At 41.6% G+C, this 16848-nt stretch carries 18 protein-coding genes; 17 read left to right on the top strand and 1 reads right to left on the bottom strand.

The genetic code is table 11. From position 1 onward, the window contains the following. Positions 1–51 precede the first annotated feature (51 nt). The 4 genes from galU to MMA19_RS21825 all read left to right on the top strand — a co-directional run bounded on the left by galU (position 52) and on the right by MMA19_RS21825 (position 2704). Positions 52–933: a UTP--glucose-1-phosphate uridylyltransferase GalU gene (galU, locus tag MMA19_RS21840; RefSeq protein ID WP_240207216.1), complete on the top strand. Its 882-nt coding sequence runs from the start codon at positions 52–54 to the stop codon at positions 931–933. Between the two features lie 197 nt (positions 934–1130). Further along, complete coding sequence (locus MMA19_RS21835) at positions 1131–1508, top strand: VanZ family protein (RefSeq protein WP_240207215.1); 378 nt, start codon at positions 1131–1133, stop codon at positions 1506–1508. Positions 1509–2018: 510 nt separating this feature from the next. After that, on the top strand, positions 2019–2483 hold the full coding sequence (locus tag MMA19_RS21830) for an alpha/beta hydrolase (protein ID WP_240207214.1): 465 nt from the start codon (positions 2019–2021) through the stop codon (positions 2481–2483). After that, a complete protein-coding gene (locus MMA19_RS21825; protein ID WP_240207213.1) occupies positions 2480–2704 on the top strand; it encodes a hypothetical protein in 225 nt (74 codons plus the stop codon). Before MMA19_RS21830 ends, MMA19_RS21825 begins: the two co-directional genes overlap by 4 nt. Before the next feature lie 191 nt (positions 2705–2895). Here the strand turns inward: MMA19_RS21825 and MMA19_RS21820 are convergent, their stop codons facing one another. Continuing rightward, entirely contained in the window at positions 2896–3126 is a 231-nt protein-coding gene (locus tag MMA19_RS21820; protein WP_240207212.1) for a hypothetical protein, read from the bottom strand. A 451-nt stretch (positions 3127–3577) separates the two neighbouring features. Here MMA19_RS21820 and MMA19_RS21815 point away from each other — a divergent pair, with 451 nt between their 5' ends. The 13 genes from MMA19_RS21815 to MMA19_RS21755 all read left to right on the top strand — a co-directional run bounded on the left by MMA19_RS21815 (position 3578) and on the right by MMA19_RS21755 (position 16840). Next, a complete protein-coding gene (locus MMA19_RS21815) occupies positions 3578–4930 on the top strand; it encodes an MBL fold metallo-hydrolase (protein ID WP_240207211.1) in 1353 nt (450 codons plus the stop codon). Positions 4931–5098: 168 nt separating this feature from the next. Next, the gene (gene rfbB / locus MMA19_RS21810; protein WP_240207210.1) at positions 5099–6160 is read left to right on the top strand and encodes a dTDP-glucose 4,6-dehydratase; all 1062 of its coding nucleotides are present in this window, start codon (positions 5099–5101) and stop codon (positions 6158–6160) included. Between the two features lie 77 nt (positions 6161–6237). Continuing rightward, positions 6238–7128 carry a glucose-1-phosphate thymidylyltransferase RfbA gene (rfbA, locus tag MMA19_RS21805; RefSeq protein ID WP_171392671.1) on the top strand — a complete coding sequence of 297 codons (891 nt, stop codon included), beginning with the start codon at positions 6238–6240 and terminating at the stop codon, positions 7126–7128. After that, positions 7129–8004 (top strand): dTDP-4-dehydrorhamnose reductase, encoded by an 876-nt coding sequence (rfbD, locus tag MMA19_RS21800; protein WP_171392670.1) that lies wholly within the window; start codon positions 7129–7131, stop codon positions 8002–8004. Positions 8005–8014: 10 nt separating this feature from the next. Next, positions 8015–8557, top strand: coding sequence for a dTDP-4-dehydrorhamnose 3,5-epimerase (gene rfbC / locus MMA19_RS21795; protein ID WP_171392669.1), 543 nt, complete (start codon positions 8015–8017; stop codon positions 8555–8557). Between the two features lie 209 nt (positions 8558–8766). Further along, entirely contained in the window at positions 8767–10095 is a 1329-nt protein-coding gene (locus MMA19_RS21790) for a flippase (protein WP_240207209.1), read from the top strand. After that, on the top strand, positions 10095–10829 hold the full coding sequence (locus MMA19_RS21785) for a hypothetical protein (RefSeq protein WP_240207208.1): 735 nt from the start codon (positions 10095–10097) through the stop codon (positions 10827–10829). The genes MMA19_RS21790 and MMA19_RS21785 overlap by 1 nt, the downstream gene beginning before the upstream one ends. Before the next feature lie 5 nt (positions 10830–10834). Beyond that, complete coding sequence (locus tag MMA19_RS21780; protein WP_240207207.1) at positions 10835–11722, top strand: hypothetical protein; 888 nt, start codon at positions 10835–10837, stop codon at positions 11720–11722. A 25-nt stretch (positions 11723–11747) separates the two neighbouring features. After that, on the top strand, positions 11748–12647 hold the full coding sequence (locus MMA19_RS21775; protein WP_240207206.1) for a glycosyltransferase family A protein: 900 nt from the start codon (positions 11748–11750) through the stop codon (positions 12645–12647). A gap of 2 nt (positions 12648–12649) precedes the next feature. After that, entirely contained in the window at positions 12650–13867 is a 1218-nt protein-coding gene (locus MMA19_RS21770; RefSeq protein WP_240207205.1) for a hypothetical protein, read from the top strand. Continuing rightward, positions 13852–15051, top strand: coding sequence for a 6-phosphofructokinase (locus MMA19_RS21765; RefSeq protein WP_240207204.1), 1200 nt, complete (start codon positions 13852–13854; stop codon positions 15049–15051). Before MMA19_RS21770 ends, MMA19_RS21765 begins: the two co-directional genes overlap by 16 nt. 117 nt (positions 15052–15168) lie before the next feature. Next, positions 15169–16104: a hypothetical protein gene (locus tag MMA19_RS21760; RefSeq protein ID WP_240207203.1), complete on the top strand. Its 936-nt coding sequence runs from the start codon at positions 15169–15171 to the stop codon at positions 16102–16104. Between the two features lie 13 nt (positions 16105–16117). Continuing rightward, a complete protein-coding gene (locus MMA19_RS21755; protein WP_171392661.1) occupies positions 16118–16840 on the top strand; it encodes a glycosyltransferase in 723 nt (240 codons plus the stop codon). Positions 16841–16848: the final 8 nt, after the last annotated feature.

Raw genomic sequence — 16848 nt, 5'->3', positions numbered from 1 at the left:
CGAGCTATGGAAATTCCGTAGTTAGATAGCCCTTTATACAAGGACAACCTCGTGATCAAATACTGCTTATTCCCCGCCGCAGGCTACGGTACTCGCTTCCTCCCCGCCACAAAATCTATGCCTAAAGAAATGATGCCAGTGGTTAATAAACCATTGATTGAATACGGCGTTGAAGAGGCTATAGAGGCTGGCATGAACTATATGGCTATGGTCACTGGCCGTGGTAAACACACATTGATGGATCACTTCGATAAGAACTATGAATTAGAACATCAAATTAGTGGTACCGCAAAAGAGTCGCTGCTTACTGATATTCGTTCATTAATTGATTCGGCGTCTTATACCTATATTCGCCAGCGTGAGATGAAAGGCTTAGGCCACGCTATTCTTACCGGCAAAGAACTTGTAGGTGATAATCCATTTGCCGTGGTGCTGGCGGATGACCTATGTGTCAATGAAGATGACGGTGTACTCGCACAGATGGTTGAGCTCTATAACAAGTTCCGTTGCTCTATCGTTGCTGTGCAAGAAGTACCAGAATCGGAAACGCATAAGTATGGCGTGATTGCTGGCGAGCAGCTCAAGGATAATCTATTCCGAGTTGACAACATGGTTGAAAAACCAGAAGCGGGCAAGGCACCAAGCAACCTTGCTATCATCGGACGCTACATTCTAACGCCAGACATTTTCGAACATATCGAGAACACTAAGCCAGATAAGGGCGGTGAAATCCAGATCACTGATGCGCTATTAAAACAGGCTCAACAAGGCTGTGTGATGGCGTATAAGTTTAAAGGTCAGCGATTCGACTGCGGTAGCGTTGAAGGCTACATGGAAGCAACAAACTACTGCTACCAAAACCTTTACCTAAAGCCTAAACAGCAACAGCCAATCAAGACTGAAACTGAGACAAAAGAACTCTCCCCAGCTTAAAACAATAATTCTCAAAGATACCGCGTAATTTCAATCCACGTGGTATCTTTATCAACACATGCATTAACATCTACAGCCCGCAGCCCGCAGCCCGCAGCCCGCAGCCCGCAGCCCGCAGCTCAAAGCCCGCATTCCCCCTTCCCAACTCCTCAAAACTTGCGTATGCTCGCAAAACATACAAATCTGAGAGCTAAATCATGCGTCAACGTTTTCTCGCTTTCACTCAGTCACCTAACTACCCGAAGTTTGCAGCGGTTGTCGTTTTTGGCGCGTTAGCCAGCATCCTTTTTCTGTCTTTAAAACCCACGTCTGTTAATCTTTTAGAGCTTAATGGGTTTGATAAGGTGCAACATACCGCCGCCTATTTTGTCTTAGGGCTGATAACGGCTATGCTAGTTTCCGGAAGACGATATATCCTTACTCTTTGCGCATTTTGGTTTATGAGTGGGGGCATAGAGCTGATACAGGCCACGCAGCCGGGCAGGCAAGGGTCAGTTTACGATTGGATTGCGAATCTCACCGGATTGTTGTTTGCATTTATGGGCGTAAATTGGATAAAGCGGGTTAGCAACTGATCAGTACAGGGTTGATTTTAGTTATTTCATGAAAGATGAACGGTGTATTCCTATCGATGCACCGTTTTGTTATTTCTCATGCATGAGAAATTTGGTTGTGTTTTTTAGGTTAGCTATGTGCTTTTTGAGATTGACAGGAATTTTGCTTTTTATGTGGTCTAAATGTACGCCCTAGGTTTTTGTGTCTCATGGATCGCAATTACCGACTTCTTCTCAGAGAATGAACATGTTGCTTTTTATTCTCGACAGATTTATCGAGTAATGGAAGGGCGCACGTATGTTATTCATCACTAACCGAATACCCACTCAGTCAGCGCGTTCTAGAATGAATCTCGCTATCTCATTTGATGCTCAAAATACTGACATATCAAAATGGCTCTACTTCTGTGAGCGACGTGGTGAGGATGATTATGTTGAGATTCTCTCTTCCACGCTATTCTCAAGACTTTGCCAGAACAAACTCAGCTACTTTTCTATCTTCACAGCTTTAATAACAACATGGAGCCAGAGGTGTTTGAACGTAGTGCTCAGTTACAAGCGTTACTGGATAAACAGCAACTTGGCTTAGCGCTTGTGATACCGATGATCTGGCCTTGTGATGATGACCATGTTGTCGCGATTGCGCGGCTGTTTTACAAGTTTGATATGTGGTGTCGAGAGGCTTCGCAACAGCAGTTTCCGTGTCTAGAGCGGATGAATGTTTTAGCGCACTCGATGGGAAATCGAGTGCTGAAAAGTGCCATGTCATCATGGGTGAAAGACGAGCGTCTTAGTGGCATGCTTCTCCTGTTTCGAAACGTGTTTATGGTCGCGGCCGATGCGGAGAATCATTGCTTAGAAGGAGGAGAAGATGGGCGGCATATTGTTGATTCGGCGAAAAATGTGTTGGTGTTTTATGCCAGTGATGCTCTCGTCATGTCTGCTTCAAAAGTCGCCAACCTCAAAAATATCAATACATCGCGCCGTCTTGGATGACGGGTCCCGAACAGCTTAGTGTTTTGCCGAAAAATGAGTATGAGTTCGATTGTGATTACTTTAATCAGCGTTTTGATTATCCCGTTGGACACAGTTACTTCTTGGCGAACAGCGAAGGAGAAGTGAGCCCAGTTGTTTCGCAGATGGTGAGCGCAATAAAAAGTGGTGTCGTTGAGGGAGAGCGAAGTCAGGCATTGAGTGTGGTTGAATCGACGAGCTGAGTTCATGGGGTACTAATTGTTTGTCGCCTGTCTCTAGGAATTGAAGCACTTTCATCTTATTCATGGAGATAGGTATGCGAAATAGGCTCTAAACAGAGGTATTACACACTGTTTAGAGCCTTCTACTGGCATCGTTTATTATCGTATATAGGCTACAGATTCATTACTAAATGAGATTGTTGACACGCTATTTAGTCGGGCATAGAGCGGCGCATATCATCCGACTTCTTGAAAAACCAAAATGAACCGATACAAGAAAAAAGTGTACCAAGTGATGCCAAAATGAGTTGGATATTATCGGTTGTTAGTAGTGTACCAATCGCTACCATCGCGATTGCAATTACAGCAAGCTCAAGAGCGCGACCCACTCCTTTGTTTTTATGACGAAACGACGCATAACGAAGGGTTAGAGCAAATGACATGAAAGAGATCTCCTAGTTCTGTTAAAGCTTCCGTCCTGGACTCTCTGCTTATTAAGTGGTGAAAATCGTAAACAGACGATATTAAGATAGTACGGCTGCCAGCATAGTTCTATTAACCCAGTTCACAAAAAATGGAACTAGCTTCTAAATAATAGTATTGTTAATTAGGGGCGTGTTGCATAAAAACTCTCACAATGTTGACGCAAGATAACGTTATCCACATAAAAAAGTGGTCTTAATTCTTTGTAGTACAGGGGGGGGCTTATAAGTGTGAAAGTTAATGTCAATAGGGGTATCGTTTAATATGTGAACAGTTGTGCATTGGTGGTTCACCATTTTTAGATAAATGACATTGAAGTGAATGGTCACTCTCAAACCAGAGATGTGGTGTTGGTAGCGGTATTAATTCCTAGATTCTAGCTCGTTTAATTAGAGAAAAGGGATAGCTTACATGGAATTAACAGAGGGTGTGTTTGTCACTCACCACGGCGGTAAAAATACCGTCACTGGCTCTTGTCATGAGCTTAGTATCAACGGCAGCGCAATTCTAATTGATTGCGGTCTGTTCCAAGGTACAGATGCACTGGGTTCAAGGCTAGATATCGACTTCCCTCTTGGTGCTGTTCGTGCGTTAGTGCTCACTCACTCCCATATTGACCACATTGGCCGTTTACCTTGGTTGTTTGCTGCTGGTTTTCGTGGTCCGGTCTATTGCACTCACGCGACGGCACATTTAATACCGTTGATGTTGGAAGATGGCCTAAAACTGCAGCTTGGGATGAGTCAGGTACAACGCACTCGTCTATTGGCTTTGATAAAGAGGCATATCAAACCGGTAAGATATGATGAATGGGTGCCGATTAAGTCTGTCGATAAGCGTTATTTCTCTTACATTCGATTTCAACCAGCAGGGCATATTTTAGGCAGTGCCTATGTTGAGGTGAAATTGCCAAATTCGGAGGTTGTTGTATTTTCAGGCGATTTAGGCCCTGATAATACGCCATTGCTACCCGACCCAAAGCCACCTAAACGAGCTGACTATCTGTTTTTGGAATCCACCTATGGTGATAACAATCATGAAGATGTTAAAACCCGCTCTCGGCGACTACTAGAAATTATTCAGCGTAGCGTCAGTGATGGTGGTGTCATTCTGATTCCTTCATTTAGTATTGGACGCACCCAAGAGTTACTGTTTGATATAGAAATGCTGTTATCGCAACACCAGCTTAGTGAGCGCTTACCGATTATTATTGACTCTCCACTTGCAGCCAAGGTGACGAACACTTATCGGCGGTATCGCAAGCTTTGGAGTAAAGAGGCACAAGAAAAGGTTCTGCTTGGACGGCGTCCGTTAAGCTTCGATCAATGTATCGTGGTGGAGTCACACCATGAACATACAAAGATCGTTAATCGGCTTCGTGTTACCGGAGAGCCAGCGATAGTGATTGCTGTCTCTGGTATGTGTCAGGGTGGGCGTATTGTGAAATACCTGCACGCACTGCTGTCTGACAAGCGAACGGACGTAGTGTTTTGTGGCTATCAGGCGGCTGGTACTTTAGGGCGTGATATTCAGGCGGGGCGCCCATTTGTCATCATTGACGAACAGCGCGTTAAAGTGAACGCTAAAGTACACTCAATGTCGGGGTATTCAGCGCATGCCGATCAACAAGACCTCCTTGCGTTTGTGGCTGGGTGTTCAGGCCGACTTAAACAAGTTCACCTTATCCATGGTGAAACTTCTGGAAAGATGGAACTCGTGGATAGGTTATGCCAAAATGCCCCATTGGTTTCTGTTATCTATTGACCCCTAAACCTATACTTGTTTGTAAACATTAATATTCGCGCGTTGTCACTAAGTCAGGTACAATTCAGTCACTTTTTATGGAGGCTAAATCCCCTCCAAGTTATCGTTAGTGTTTGCTTTTGAGGGTATGACTCAAGGGCGGTAGCGTGCCAAATTTTAGGAAAGCATATGAAAATATTAGTGACGGGCGGTGCAGGTTTTATTGGCAGCGCAGTAATTCGTCATATCTTAAATGAAACATCTGACAGCGTTGTTAATGTGGATGTGCTGACCTATGCGGGTAATTTAGAGTCGCTACCTGATGCTGAAAAATCAGGTCGTTACGTGTTTGAACGGGTTGATATTTGTGATTTTGGTGCGCTCGAAGCAGTATTTGAAAAGTATCAGCCAGATGCAATTATGCACTTGGCGGCGGAATCACATGTCGACCGCTCTATCGACGGCCCTGCTGCTTTTATCCAAACCAACTTGGTTGGCACCTTCAATATGCTTGAGGTCGCTTGTCAGTACTGGAAAACACTTGATGAGGCTAAGCAATCGGCATTTCGCTTCCAGCACATTTCAACTGATGAAGTGTATGGCGATTTAGAGGGGACTGACGACCTGTTTACTGAAGAAACCTCTTACGAGCCAAGTAGCCCATACTCAGCAAGTAAAGCGGGTTCAGACCATCTTGTTCGTGCTTGGGGGCGTACTTATGGCTTCCCTGTATTGGTGACTAACTGCTCTAACAATTACGGTCCATATCATTTCCCTGAAAAGCTGATCCCATTGATGATCCTAAATGCGTTAGAAGGAAAGCCGTTACCTGTTTATGGCGATGGCTTGCAGATCCGCGATTGGCTGTTTGTGGAAGATCACGCACGTGCACTTTACAAAGTAGTCACCGAAGGCAAAGTGGGTGAGACTTACAATATTGGTGGTCATAACGAAAAGACCAATATTGAGGTGGTAAAAACGATTTGTACTTTACTTGAAGAGTTGGTGCCGAATAAGCCACAGGGTGTGAATCAATATCAAGATCTGATCACTTACGTGACAGACCGTCCAGGACATGATGTCCGTTACGCTATTGACGCATCAAAAATTGAGCGCGAGTTGGGCTGGACGCCAGAAGAAACCTTTGAGTCTGGCATTCGCAAAACGGTAGAGTGGTATCTAAACAACCGTAAATGGTGGACTCGTGTTTTAGATGGCTCATATTCCGGTGAGCGTCTAGGCACAAAATAATCGAACCCACTCATTTTAGTGCTCGGTTTTTGGAGGCTCTCCAGAACCTAGTACCAAGAACCTAGGACCTATTTATTATGAAAGGTATTGTTCTCGCTGGTGGGTCGGGCACCCGCCTTTATCCGTTGACCCGAGGAACGTCCAAACAGCTTTTGCCAATTTACGATAAGCCAATGGTTTACTACCCGATATCAACATTAATGTTGGCGGGTATTCGTGACATCCTAATCATTACTACACCAGAAGATCAGGCGGGCTTTCAGCGCTTATTAGGCGATGGTTCCGACTTTGGGATTAATCTAGAGTACAAAGTACAGCCTAGCCCAGATGGCTTGGCCCAGGCCTTCATTATCGGTGAAGAGTTTATTGGTGATGATTCGGTATGTTTGGTACTTGGCGACAATATCTATTACGGTCAATCGTTTAGTCAGCAGCTTAAGCGTGCTAGAGAGCTCACTTCACAAGGGCGAGCGACGGTGTTTGGTTACCAAGTGAAAGATCCTGAGCGTTTTGGTGTGGTGGAATTTGACAGCGAAATGAAGGCGGTTTCAATTGAAGAGAAGCCTCAGCACCCTAAGTCAGACTATGCCGTCACCGGCCTATATTTCTATGACAATCGCGTTGTCGATTGGGCTAAGCAGGTGAAGCCGTCTGAACGCGGTGAACTGGAAATTACCACCCTCAACCAGATGTATCTTGAAGATGGCTCGTTGAATGTTGAACTGCTTGGGCGTGGCTTCGCCTGGTTGGACACGGGTACTCATGAGAGTTTACATGAAGCATCGTCGTTTGTTCAAACGATTGAGAATGTTCAAGGGTTGAAAGTCGCTTGTCTTGAAGAGATTGCTTGGCGCAACCAATGGCTAACCGATGAGGCGCTGCTTGAGATCGCTAAACCAATGATGAAAAACGAGTACGGACAGTATTTAGTCCGCCTTGTGAATGACAACGCCAAAAAGGTCAAATAAGTGAAGAGAGTCTTGATTACGGGAAGTCATGGGCAGGTCGGCCATTGTTTGACCAATGTCTTGTCTGTGCGTGACGATATTGATGTTATCGCTTACGATCGTGAAGTCTTGGATATCACCAGTGAGGCTCAAGTAGCCTCTCTGCTGGCCGAGTTAACTCCTGATGTTATCATTAACTGTGCGGCGCACACTGCGGTAGATAAAGCCGAAACCGATGTCGAGATGAGCTATGCCATTAACCGTGATGGTCCGCGCCACTTAGCCCAAGCGGCGGAATCGTTAGGCGCTGTGCTGCTGCATATCTCTACTGATTATGTGTTTGATGGTGAGAAGGATGAGCCGTATTTAGAAACCGACACACCGAACCCAAAAGGGGTCTATGGGCAGAGTAAGCTTGCAGGTGAACAGGCAGTCGTAGCGCACTGCACCCGCTATGCGATTTTGCGTACCGCGTGGGTATTTGGCGAGCACGGCAATAACTTTGTAAAAACCATGCTTCGTTTAGGTCAAGACCGACCTGAACTGGGTATTATTGGTGACCAATTTGGCGGCCCTACTTATGCGGGGGATATTGCTAATGCGTTGGTGGCGATGATGGATGGCTTTAATGGTTCTGAGCAATCTGGGGTATATCATTTCTCAGGAGCACCACATGTAAGCTGGTATCAGTTTGCAAAAGCGATCTTTGAATCAGCAGATAAGCATGGCGTGCTACCGCAAACACCTCAGGTAAATGAAATCACCGCAGCTCAATACCCGTTACCAGCACCAAGACCCGCTAACTCTCGTTTGAACTGCGATAAGATCCAGCAAGTATTTGCGGTTGCGCCAAGTGACTGGCAAAGCGCGCTAGACAACATTGAGCAGTATTGCTAGGTAATCGAGCATGAAAGTAATAGAAACAAGTATCCCAGATGTAAAGATTATTGAGCCTCAAGTCTTTGGTGATGAGCGCGGTTTCTTTATGGAGACCTGGCAACAAAAAAAATTTGAAGAGTTGGTCACCGGTAAGCCAACGCCATTCGTACAAGATAATCATTCTAAATCGAGTAAGGGAATTTTGCGTGGCCTGCATTATCAGACCAGAAATACTCAAGGTAAGTTAGTGCGAGTTGTGTCTGGCGAGGTGTTTGATGTTGCGGTTGATGTTCGCAAGGATTCATCGACATTTGGCCAGTGGGTTGGGGTGTATCTATCAGCAGAGAATAAACGCCAACTGTGGGTTCCTGAGGGGTTTGCTCATGGGTTTTATGTAACATCTGATGAAGCTGAGTTTGTTTACAAATGCACAAATTATTATGACCCTTCGTCTGAAGTTTCCATAAAGTGGAATGACCCCGATATCGGTATTGAATGGCCAACGGATACTGTTCCAAAACTCTCAGAGAAAGATGGTAGTGCCTTGACGTTTAAAGCGGCAATGAGCTAGACACTTAGCTTAATTCGAGTTTGTAGGGGCATTATTATAGCGCGTACGCATGGTATATCTTGGCCTGGAGATAACCAGAGCCATGCGTGCTGTCAAGCTGTATGTTGCAGAAAACTAATAGACGAGTTCAGCATTTACATTTCTATCATGCTTTTAATAAAGCGCAATCTCCATGGTTAGATTTTGAATAATTAACGTGAATATCTAATTTGAAAATAACTGTAATCACCAATAAAATATTAACTCTAGTTTCGTCCAGGTATTTTTCTAATACTGTTTGGATGCTTTCAGAAAAAGTCATTAGAATTTTCGTTAACTTAGTCGTTGGTCTTTGGATAGCTAGATATTTAGGGCCTGAAAAATTTGGAGTTTTGAGTTACTCGCATAGTTTTGTCCTTCTATTTTCAGCAGTTTCTGCTTTAGGTCTTGATAATATCCTCTATAGAGAACTTATTGATAAAGGCAGCGAGAATCCTAAATCAATTGGAACTGTATTTTTCCTGAAGTTTGTAGCCGCATTTGCAGTAATTCCTTTTTTAATTATAAGCAATAAGCTTATTATAAGTGATGATAGTGCTGCAGCCATTGTTGTCATACTCTCTGCAATATTAGTATTCCAATCTACCAGTATAGTTGATAGTTACTTTCAATCACTTGTTAAAGCTAAATATTCAGCTATCTGCAATACAATTACTCAACTTGCATTTAGCGTAGTTAAGATAGTTTTAATAGTTAATAGTGCTCCCCTCGAATACTTTGCTGTGGCTCTAGTCGGAGAAAGTGCCCTTTTAGCCTTGCTCTATCTCACCTTTTATCAACGAAAATCGACAATTAGCATCTTAAATTGGCGTTTTAGTTCGGATGTAGCCAAAAGCTATCTCAAAGAGGCATGGCCTCTCATGTTCTCTGCTATAGCCGTTACGATTTATACTAAAATTGATCAGGTGATGTTGAATGTTATGATCAATGCAACTGAGGTTGGTATTTATGCATCGGCTGTAAAACTCAGCGAAGCGTGGTTCTTTGTCCCAATGGTGATTGTTAGTTCCTTGTTTCCTGCAATTATGAATGCGAAAAAATCCAGCGAAGAGCAATATAATGATAGGGTTCAAAACTTATATGGGCTACTGGTTTGGATATCGATAATTGTTTGTTTGTTTGTGTGGTTTCTAGCGGAAGACATAATACTACTTCTCTACGGAACTGAGTTCTCTGGTGCAAGTAGTGTTTTAAGTATACATATTTTTTCAGGGGTTTTTGTCGCATCAGCTCTGATTCGAGGTAAGTGGTTTCTAGCTGAGGGTAAAACACACCTATCACTTTATACTGTGACCATCGGTATGGTTATAAATGTGCTGCTTAATTTAGCTCTCATAGGCCATTATGGGGCTGAAGGGGCTGCATACGCTACGTTGATAGCAAGAGCGTTATCATTTTATCTGATGGGAGTTCTATTTAAAGAAACTCGAATAACGATAACGCATTTTCATAGAGCAGTGCTGTTTCCAGTTCAATTTATCAAACAGAGGTTAAGTTAGTGAGTGCTAAAACATGGATATTTCCTATTGCCGGCAATGGTACAAGAACTAAGACGCTGGGGAAATTTAAGCCGTTTATAGAGGTTTCAGGTAAAACGATACTTGAATGGTTTCTTATTTCCATTTTCGAAAACATTGACTCTGATGATGATTTTATTTTTGTTACTACGCAGGCCTTTGAAGATGAATTTCAAGTAACAAAAATGATTTCACATACGCTTCAAAAAGTTCAACTTCACAACAACGCAAGTTACGAAATTGTACTCACTACTCCAGATGGCCCGGCCAAATCAGTCGAAGCGGGGCTAAAATGCGTGACTGAATCACACAAACCCGTCGTAATAGCCAATGTAGATCAATATATTCTATTTTCTTTACCGGAAGATTTATCGTCAGCATGTTACCTTGTTGCAAATATCGACTTAGGTGAAAGTAAGAGCTATATCTATTTAGATAACAAAGAAGTTACTCAAGTTGTTGAAAAAATCAACGTGTCTAATGTTGCGAGTACAGGCATCTATACATTCCCAAATCAAGGAGTGTTAGCTGAGGCGTTAGAGCGTCTGTTTGAAACGAAAAAGATGACCAAGTCAGAATACTATATCTCTACTGCTATGAATGAGATCATTAATGACTACGATTTTGGTGTTATTCCTGCACTGGCAAAGCTTGACCTAGGTACTGAACTGAATGTTAAATACTTCGAAAAGACAGTAGGTAGAATTAAGGATTAGATTATATGAAAGTTGCAGTTTTCATTGCTGGTCCTTATCGTTATGCCGATCAAGTTCATCGTTCACTTGAAAGACTATTTCCGACGATAGATTACTCAGCATTTTATTTTATTTGGAAAGAAGACTTGGGCAACAAAGTCAGAAATTCGAGTAATAACGATGCATTTCCGCTAGCTAGTGATAAAAAGACAAAAGCTTTCATTACGGCTGACCCTTATAGTGTTGACGACTTTAAGAATTCAATCGGTACTAAGACCAATTCCGGCTCCTCCATCAATGCAACGATGGGTATGTTCTTCTCTATGAACGCTCTTTGTCAGTATCTAGAGGCTCTGCCTGATGCCGATGAATATACCCATATTGTGCGTTTACGCACGGATTGTTTAGTTTTTGATAGTCTTGAAAAGTACATCAACTCTTCATCAAGTAATGTAGTTGTGTCCAATAACCAAAGAGTTAGCTCATCTTGGATTTCCGATCATATAATGATCGCACCAAAAGCGTCCTTTTTTCTTTTCTGGAAACACAATAGTATGAAGGAAATATATGGGCTTTATTCGAAGGGAAAACGCAATCCGGAGAAAACACTTGGTTATATCGCACAGAAAGAAAGTGTGAATGTGTTGCCTGTGTTAAACCGCAATGTTGACTATCATATTGTTTATTCGCCAGTAAAGAGTGATGAACCTAGTTGGCTCTACGAATTTCAATCAACAAAAACCGTAGCTGAATTGTTTGATAACATTGAAGGCCTAGTAAAACAGAATAGGCAAGAAATTAGTCAGTTTGAAGAGAAAGAAAGCAAATTTCAGAGTGGGCTACATGACCATTTGTCTATCAAAGAAAAAGTGAAACATCATATACTGAAGCGGTTACCTTTCTTAAGACGTTGAAAAATAGATACTCCTAAAGGCTAATATGAATAGAAATGATATTGAGCTCATAGTTATGGCTTACAACCGAAGTCATCATACATTGAGTGTTTTGAATGCTCTTGAGAAAGAGAAGGTAAATTCAATTACGTTGTACCTAGATGCGCCAACGAATGAATTTGATGAAAAAGAACAAAATACGATCAAGCGCCAGTTAGGTGCATACAGTTACTCTGTAGAGGTGATTGAGCGCGCCCAAAACCTAGGACTTGCTTTGTCTATAACAAAAGCAGTGACAGAAGTTCTTGAGCGAAAAGAAGCCGTAATTGTTTTGGAAGATGATTGTGTTCCAGAGCCCGGTTTTATTAAGTATATGCTGACAATGCTAAAAACTCATCATAACAATAAAAATATTGGGAGTATCTGTGGTTATATGTACCCAGGAATAGCAGAAAAAGCAGAACCATTTTTTGCTATAAATAGATTCTGCCCTTGGGGTTGGGCAACTTGGCGTGATCGTTGGGCTGGTTTCTCTCTGAATCTTCGTGAGGTTGTTTCACAGACTGAATATCTAAACAAGGATATTTCTGAGCTTGGTAAAGATATACACGATTATTGTAATGATGACCGTTTCTTAGACTCAAAGATGGACATTTGGAGTCTAAACTGGATACTTCGCCAGTTTAGCAAGAATATGAAAATAGTGTATCCAAAGCATAGTCTAATCAATAATATAGGTTTCGATGGAACAGGCGTCCATTCAGTAGAAACTAATGCATTCGAAGTACATTATGATCTTGAAACGACACAAGAGATGAGTCATTTTCTAGATAGTGAAGCGCTATATTTCAATGTAAATATTGACTCTAGTGTTGAAAGTCAAATTATTAAGTTCCTAGAGAAAAATTCAAAGATGACCTACATCCTTGATTCAAGTAAGGGGTAACGATGGAAAAGTCTAATATCAGCGCTTTTGTGAAAAAGTATCTTGAAGAAGACTTGTCAATTATTGACTATCATACACATTTATTTCCTGAAGAGTTCGGTGATCTCGACTTAAACGGGTTTGATAATATACTTAATTATCATTACCTTCATGCAGAACTATTCGCAACTAAGTATGTTGGACCAAATGAGTTTTATTCTCTTTCGGAGTCCAAGCAAGCAGAAGTAATTTGGGATCAGCTTTTTGTAAAAAGACTCCCTATTTCTGAAGCAACACTCGGTGTTCTAACCATATTGAAGAAGTTCGATATTACAATTGGTGAGTATAATTACGTCAAACAGCAATTTTCTCAGGTTATCAGTGGTAATTACATTGGTAAAGTACTCGAGTTAGCGAACGTTGAATCGATAGTAATGACCTGTGATATATTCGACCCTAAGGAGGTTGAGTATTATGATCGTTGTTGCGTGATCAAGCCATTTATCGCATCTATTCGAGTGGATGGTTTTCGAGAACGTGATAGTTGCTTTACTATTGATAATGTCACCTATGACATATCCAACGATGAACAGCTTAAAGATTATGTCTCTACTATCACAAAGAAGCTAAAACCTATCTATTTTGCTATTTCTATCGATGATGTGTTTGATAAAGGTAGTGAAACGGAAGAGTTCCTAGAGAAGTTTATATTCCCATTGTGTCATGAGCACAATATTCCGATGAACTTAATGATCGGCGTGCAAAGAGGTGTGAATCCCGATTATAGACTTGCCGGAGACACGGTGCAGCGTGCCAACGTAAATAACCTAGCTAGAGTGCTAAAGGCATTCCCTTCAATTATGTTCAATGTCACCATGTTATCACGTGAGAACCAATATGAGGTTACAGTCTTAAGCAGAAAGTTTGCTAATCTGGGTTTATTTGGTGTTTGGTGGTTTCTCAATAATGATTTGTTTATTGAGGAAATAACTAGAATGAGAATGAATTTACTAGGTGGAAATTTCATACCACAACATTCTGATGCTCGGGTGTTGGAACATCTAATATATAAATGGCAGCACTCACTAAGAGTAATAGAACCAGTTTTAGTAGAATTCTTTGAAAGGCTACATGACAGTGGCTACCCCTTGAATGAATCAATAATTGGCTCAGGTATCGACGAGTTTTTCAATGGTCAAATACGAAAGCAAATGGAGGATAATAAATGTCTAACTTGTTAGTGATGATGTCGGGAGGAACGACTCAAGTTATCAATGCTACTCTATGCGGTGTTATCGAAGCCGTAAAATCTAGTGGTAGGTATGAACGAGTCTTTGCTGGTGTACCTGGAATAATTGGAGTTCTTAGCGATAACATTGTTGAGTTGACAGATCTTACATCAGTCGAGTTAGATCAATTAAAATATACCCCTTCTTCATGTGCCATTGGGACTACTCGCGTTGAGTTTCTAGATGACGGTCAAATAGAAGAGTTTAATTCAATTATTGAAAAGTACTCTATATCCTCTGTGATCAATATTGGTGGGAACGGAACTGCCAAGCAGTCACGTGATCTAGAGTCTCGATTAAACAATGTTTCTTTTGTGTCTTTACCAAAGACAGTTGATAACGATTTGGGTGATAGCCAGCTATCTCGCTGCTTTTTCACTCCGGGGTTCCCAAGTGTAGTTAACTATTGGGTGCACAAGGTAGCCATGCTCAATAACGAAAGCCTTGGCGCTTATTCTCATGATAAGGTTCTTGTCGCACAAACTTTTGGACGAGAGACTGGCTTTATAGCCGGCGCGGCTCGATTAGCCGATCCGGACCGAAAACTTCCTTTGCTACTACTTTTACCTGAAGATCAGCAACCTGTAGATCGTGTTATAAGTGCAATACAATCTATGGTGGCTGAACGTGGTAGAGCTATTGTCGTTATGTCTGAAGGCTATGATGTGGGTAATGTCGGTGGTGTCAAGGATTATTCTGGGCAAGTAATGTTTAGCTCTAGTAAACATCTGGCTGCGCAACTTTTAGTTAATCACTGTATTGATCACGGAATTCAAGCTAGAGCCTTTATTCCTGGAATTGACCAGCGCAGTGAAGTAATGTACACCACTCAGTACGATATTGATCATGCATACGGCATAGGAAATTATGCAGTGAACGAACTATCAAAGGGTAACTCCGGATTTTTAGCTCTGATAAGTGAGGCTCCCGACAATGTTGAATATACGAAAATCAACTACGATGAGTTTGACGACCTATCAAGAACGATGGATGCGAGTTTCATTAGTGCTGGAGAGTTTGACGTAAGTAATAAGTATTTAGACTATTTACGCCAGGTGTGCTCTGACCGAAGAAGAATATTGATTACGGATAATGTTCTGCCATCTGCTTTCTTTCCACTCCTCAAAGATTATTAGTTTGTTGTTCTATTATCCCTATATTTGGATTTCTTAACTATTTACTGTTTTACTTCATAAAGTAGAAAATAACACGTTAAGTTTGAGGTATTATATATCTAATAGGTCACCAATTATATGACATCAAATTTAAATGGTTATGAAATACCCATTTTAATTCTAACATTTAACAGGCTTGATACGACTCTAGCTTTGATTTCAGCACTATCTGAAGTCAAACCTGAAACGATATACTTCTCCTCTGATGGTCCGCGAAATGATACGGAGAGTATGACTATATCAAACATCAGGGAGAAGGTTCTCGATGCAATTGATTGGGACTGTAACATTGTAGAGATATTCCACGCTCAAAATATGGGATGTCAATCCTGTGTCGACTATGCCATCAAATATATGTTTCAAAGAGAAGACTCTGGGATCATCTTGGAAGATGACTGTATTCCAAACAAAGCGTTCTTTGAATATATGAGTTACGCACTCGAAACGTTTGAACATGACTTAACCATTTCATCCGTCTCTGGCAGAAATCATCTTGTGAAGAATCCTATCGCATCCGCAGTTACTTCGAACCGCTTCTATTGTTGGGGATGGGGCACTTGGAGAAATCGAATTGATGGTCTCAAAATTGATGATGTCGTCACTCAATGGGGGCTAAAAAAGCTATTGAGTACAAGATATGGCTCGTTTCGAGATGCGCTATTCGTCACAATGATGTCAGGGTTACTCAAAACAAAACAGGTTGACTCATGGGCATATGCTTATGATTTATACTTTAGAGATAAAAAATTGAGATGCTTAGTACCAAAAGTTAATTATATTAACAACATCGGTTTTGATGGGACTCACTCTGATTCATGGAATATTGATCCTATGGGGCAAAGCGACGATTTCATCAGAGATGACTATGAAAACATCATTGATGGACATGAATATAATAGCCTTGTTTACCGTCAAGAATATGCATCTGCGGTTAAGCAGATGTTAGTCTCTGTCGCAAGCTGGGTCCCTGGAATTAGAAAGTTAAAAAAGCGCTTGGGAGGCAAGCTTGGTTAGGTTAAGCGTTTGTATGACGACCTACAACGGTGAGAATTATGTTATAGAGCAATTGCGTTCCATACTTCCTCAGTTGGGTGATGATGATGAGTTGCTGATCTTTGATGACCGTTCTAGTGACAAGACGACTACCTTGGTTCGGGATACGGTAGAAAATGATGATCGAGTAAGAGTTCATATAAACCCCCTTAACCTAGGACATCTAAAAAACTTCGAACAAGCGATTCTCCATGCTACTGGTGATGTTGTCGTTTTATCTGATCAGGATGATATTTGGTTTGATAACAAGCTTGAGGTGATTAGGCGTTCATTTGCAGATGAGCCTAATCTGACGATGTTCCATCACTCATTTAAGCTGATTGACTCTAATGGTGTAGCTGATTCTGAAATCATGGGGGTTTCAGAGCTGGCGTCAACACCACCCATAAAAAACTACAATGACAGTTCTAAACTGACAAAAATTGTTAGATTATTCACTAGCAATCATTATTACGGGTGCTGTATGGCATTCAAGAAGATTGGTTTTGATGGCTTTCCCAGTAGTGCTTATGCTCATGATCACTACTTAGCTTTAATGCACTTGATGCGAGGGAAAGTGGTATGCTCAGAGTGCGCTCTGATTAACTACCGAATACATAACAACAATGTAACTCCAAAAAAAGTTAACCCATTATCTAAGAAAATTGGTTACAGGATTAAACTACTAAAAAATGCTCTTTATATACTCTGTAGATAGGGAAACTT

Source organism: Vibrio sp. CyArs1, from assembly GCF_022432925.1.
Classification (GTDB): Bacteria; Pseudomonadota; Gammaproteobacteria; order Enterobacterales; family Vibrionaceae; genus Vibrio; species Vibrio mediterranei.
The sequence above is the reverse complement of the archived record's forward strand: the minus strand, read 5'-3'. Positions and strand labels throughout refer to the sequence as shown.

Excerpts from the sequence above, each read along its gene's own strand:
- MMA19_RS21835 (WP_240207215.1), top strand. The coding sequence starts at position 1,131 with ATGCGTCAACGTTTTCTCGCTTTCACTCAGTCACCTAACTACCCGAAG.
- MMA19_RS21825 (WP_240207213.1), top strand. The coding sequence starts at position 2,480 with ATGACGGGTCCCGAACAGCTTAGTGTTTTGCCGAAAAATGAGTATGAG.
- MMA19_RS21820 (WP_240207212.1), bottom strand. The coding sequence starts at position 3,126 with ATGTCATTTGCTCTAACCCTTCGTTATGCGTCGTTTCGTCATAAAAAC.
- MMA19_RS21815 (WP_240207211.1), top strand. The coding sequence starts at position 3,578 with ATGGAATTAACAGAGGGTGTGTTTGTCACTCACCACGGCGGTAAAAAT.
- rfbB (WP_240207210.1), top strand. The coding sequence starts at position 5,099 with ATGAAAATATTAGTGACGGGCGGTGCAGGTTTTATTGGCAGCGCAGTA.
- rfbA (WP_171392671.1), top strand. The coding sequence starts at position 6,238 with ATGAAAGGTATTGTTCTCGCTGGTGGGTCGGGCACCCGCCTTTATCCG.
- rfbC (WP_171392669.1), top strand. The coding sequence starts at position 8,015 with ATGAAAGTAATAGAAACAAGTATCCCAGATGTAAAGATTATTGAGCCT.
- MMA19_RS21780 (WP_240207207.1), top strand. The coding sequence starts at position 10,835 with ATGAAAGTTGCAGTTTTCATTGCTGGTCCTTATCGTTATGCCGATCAA.
- MMA19_RS21775 (WP_240207206.1), top strand. The coding sequence starts at position 11,748 with ATGAATAGAAATGATATTGAGCTCATAGTTATGGCTTACAACCGAAGT.
- MMA19_RS21770 (WP_240207205.1), top strand. The coding sequence starts at position 12,650 with ATGGAAAAGTCTAATATCAGCGCTTTTGTGAAAAAGTATCTTGAAGAA.
- MMA19_RS21765 (WP_240207204.1), top strand. The coding sequence starts at position 13,852 with ATGTCTAACTTGTTAGTGATGATGTCGGGAGGAACGACTCAAGTTATC.
- MMA19_RS21760 (WP_240207203.1), top strand. The coding sequence starts at position 15,169 with ATGACATCAAATTTAAATGGTTATGAAATACCCATTTTAATTCTAACA.
- MMA19_RS21755 (WP_171392661.1), top strand. The coding sequence starts at position 16,118 with ATGACGACCTACAACGGTGAGAATTATGTTATAGAGCAATTGCGTTCC.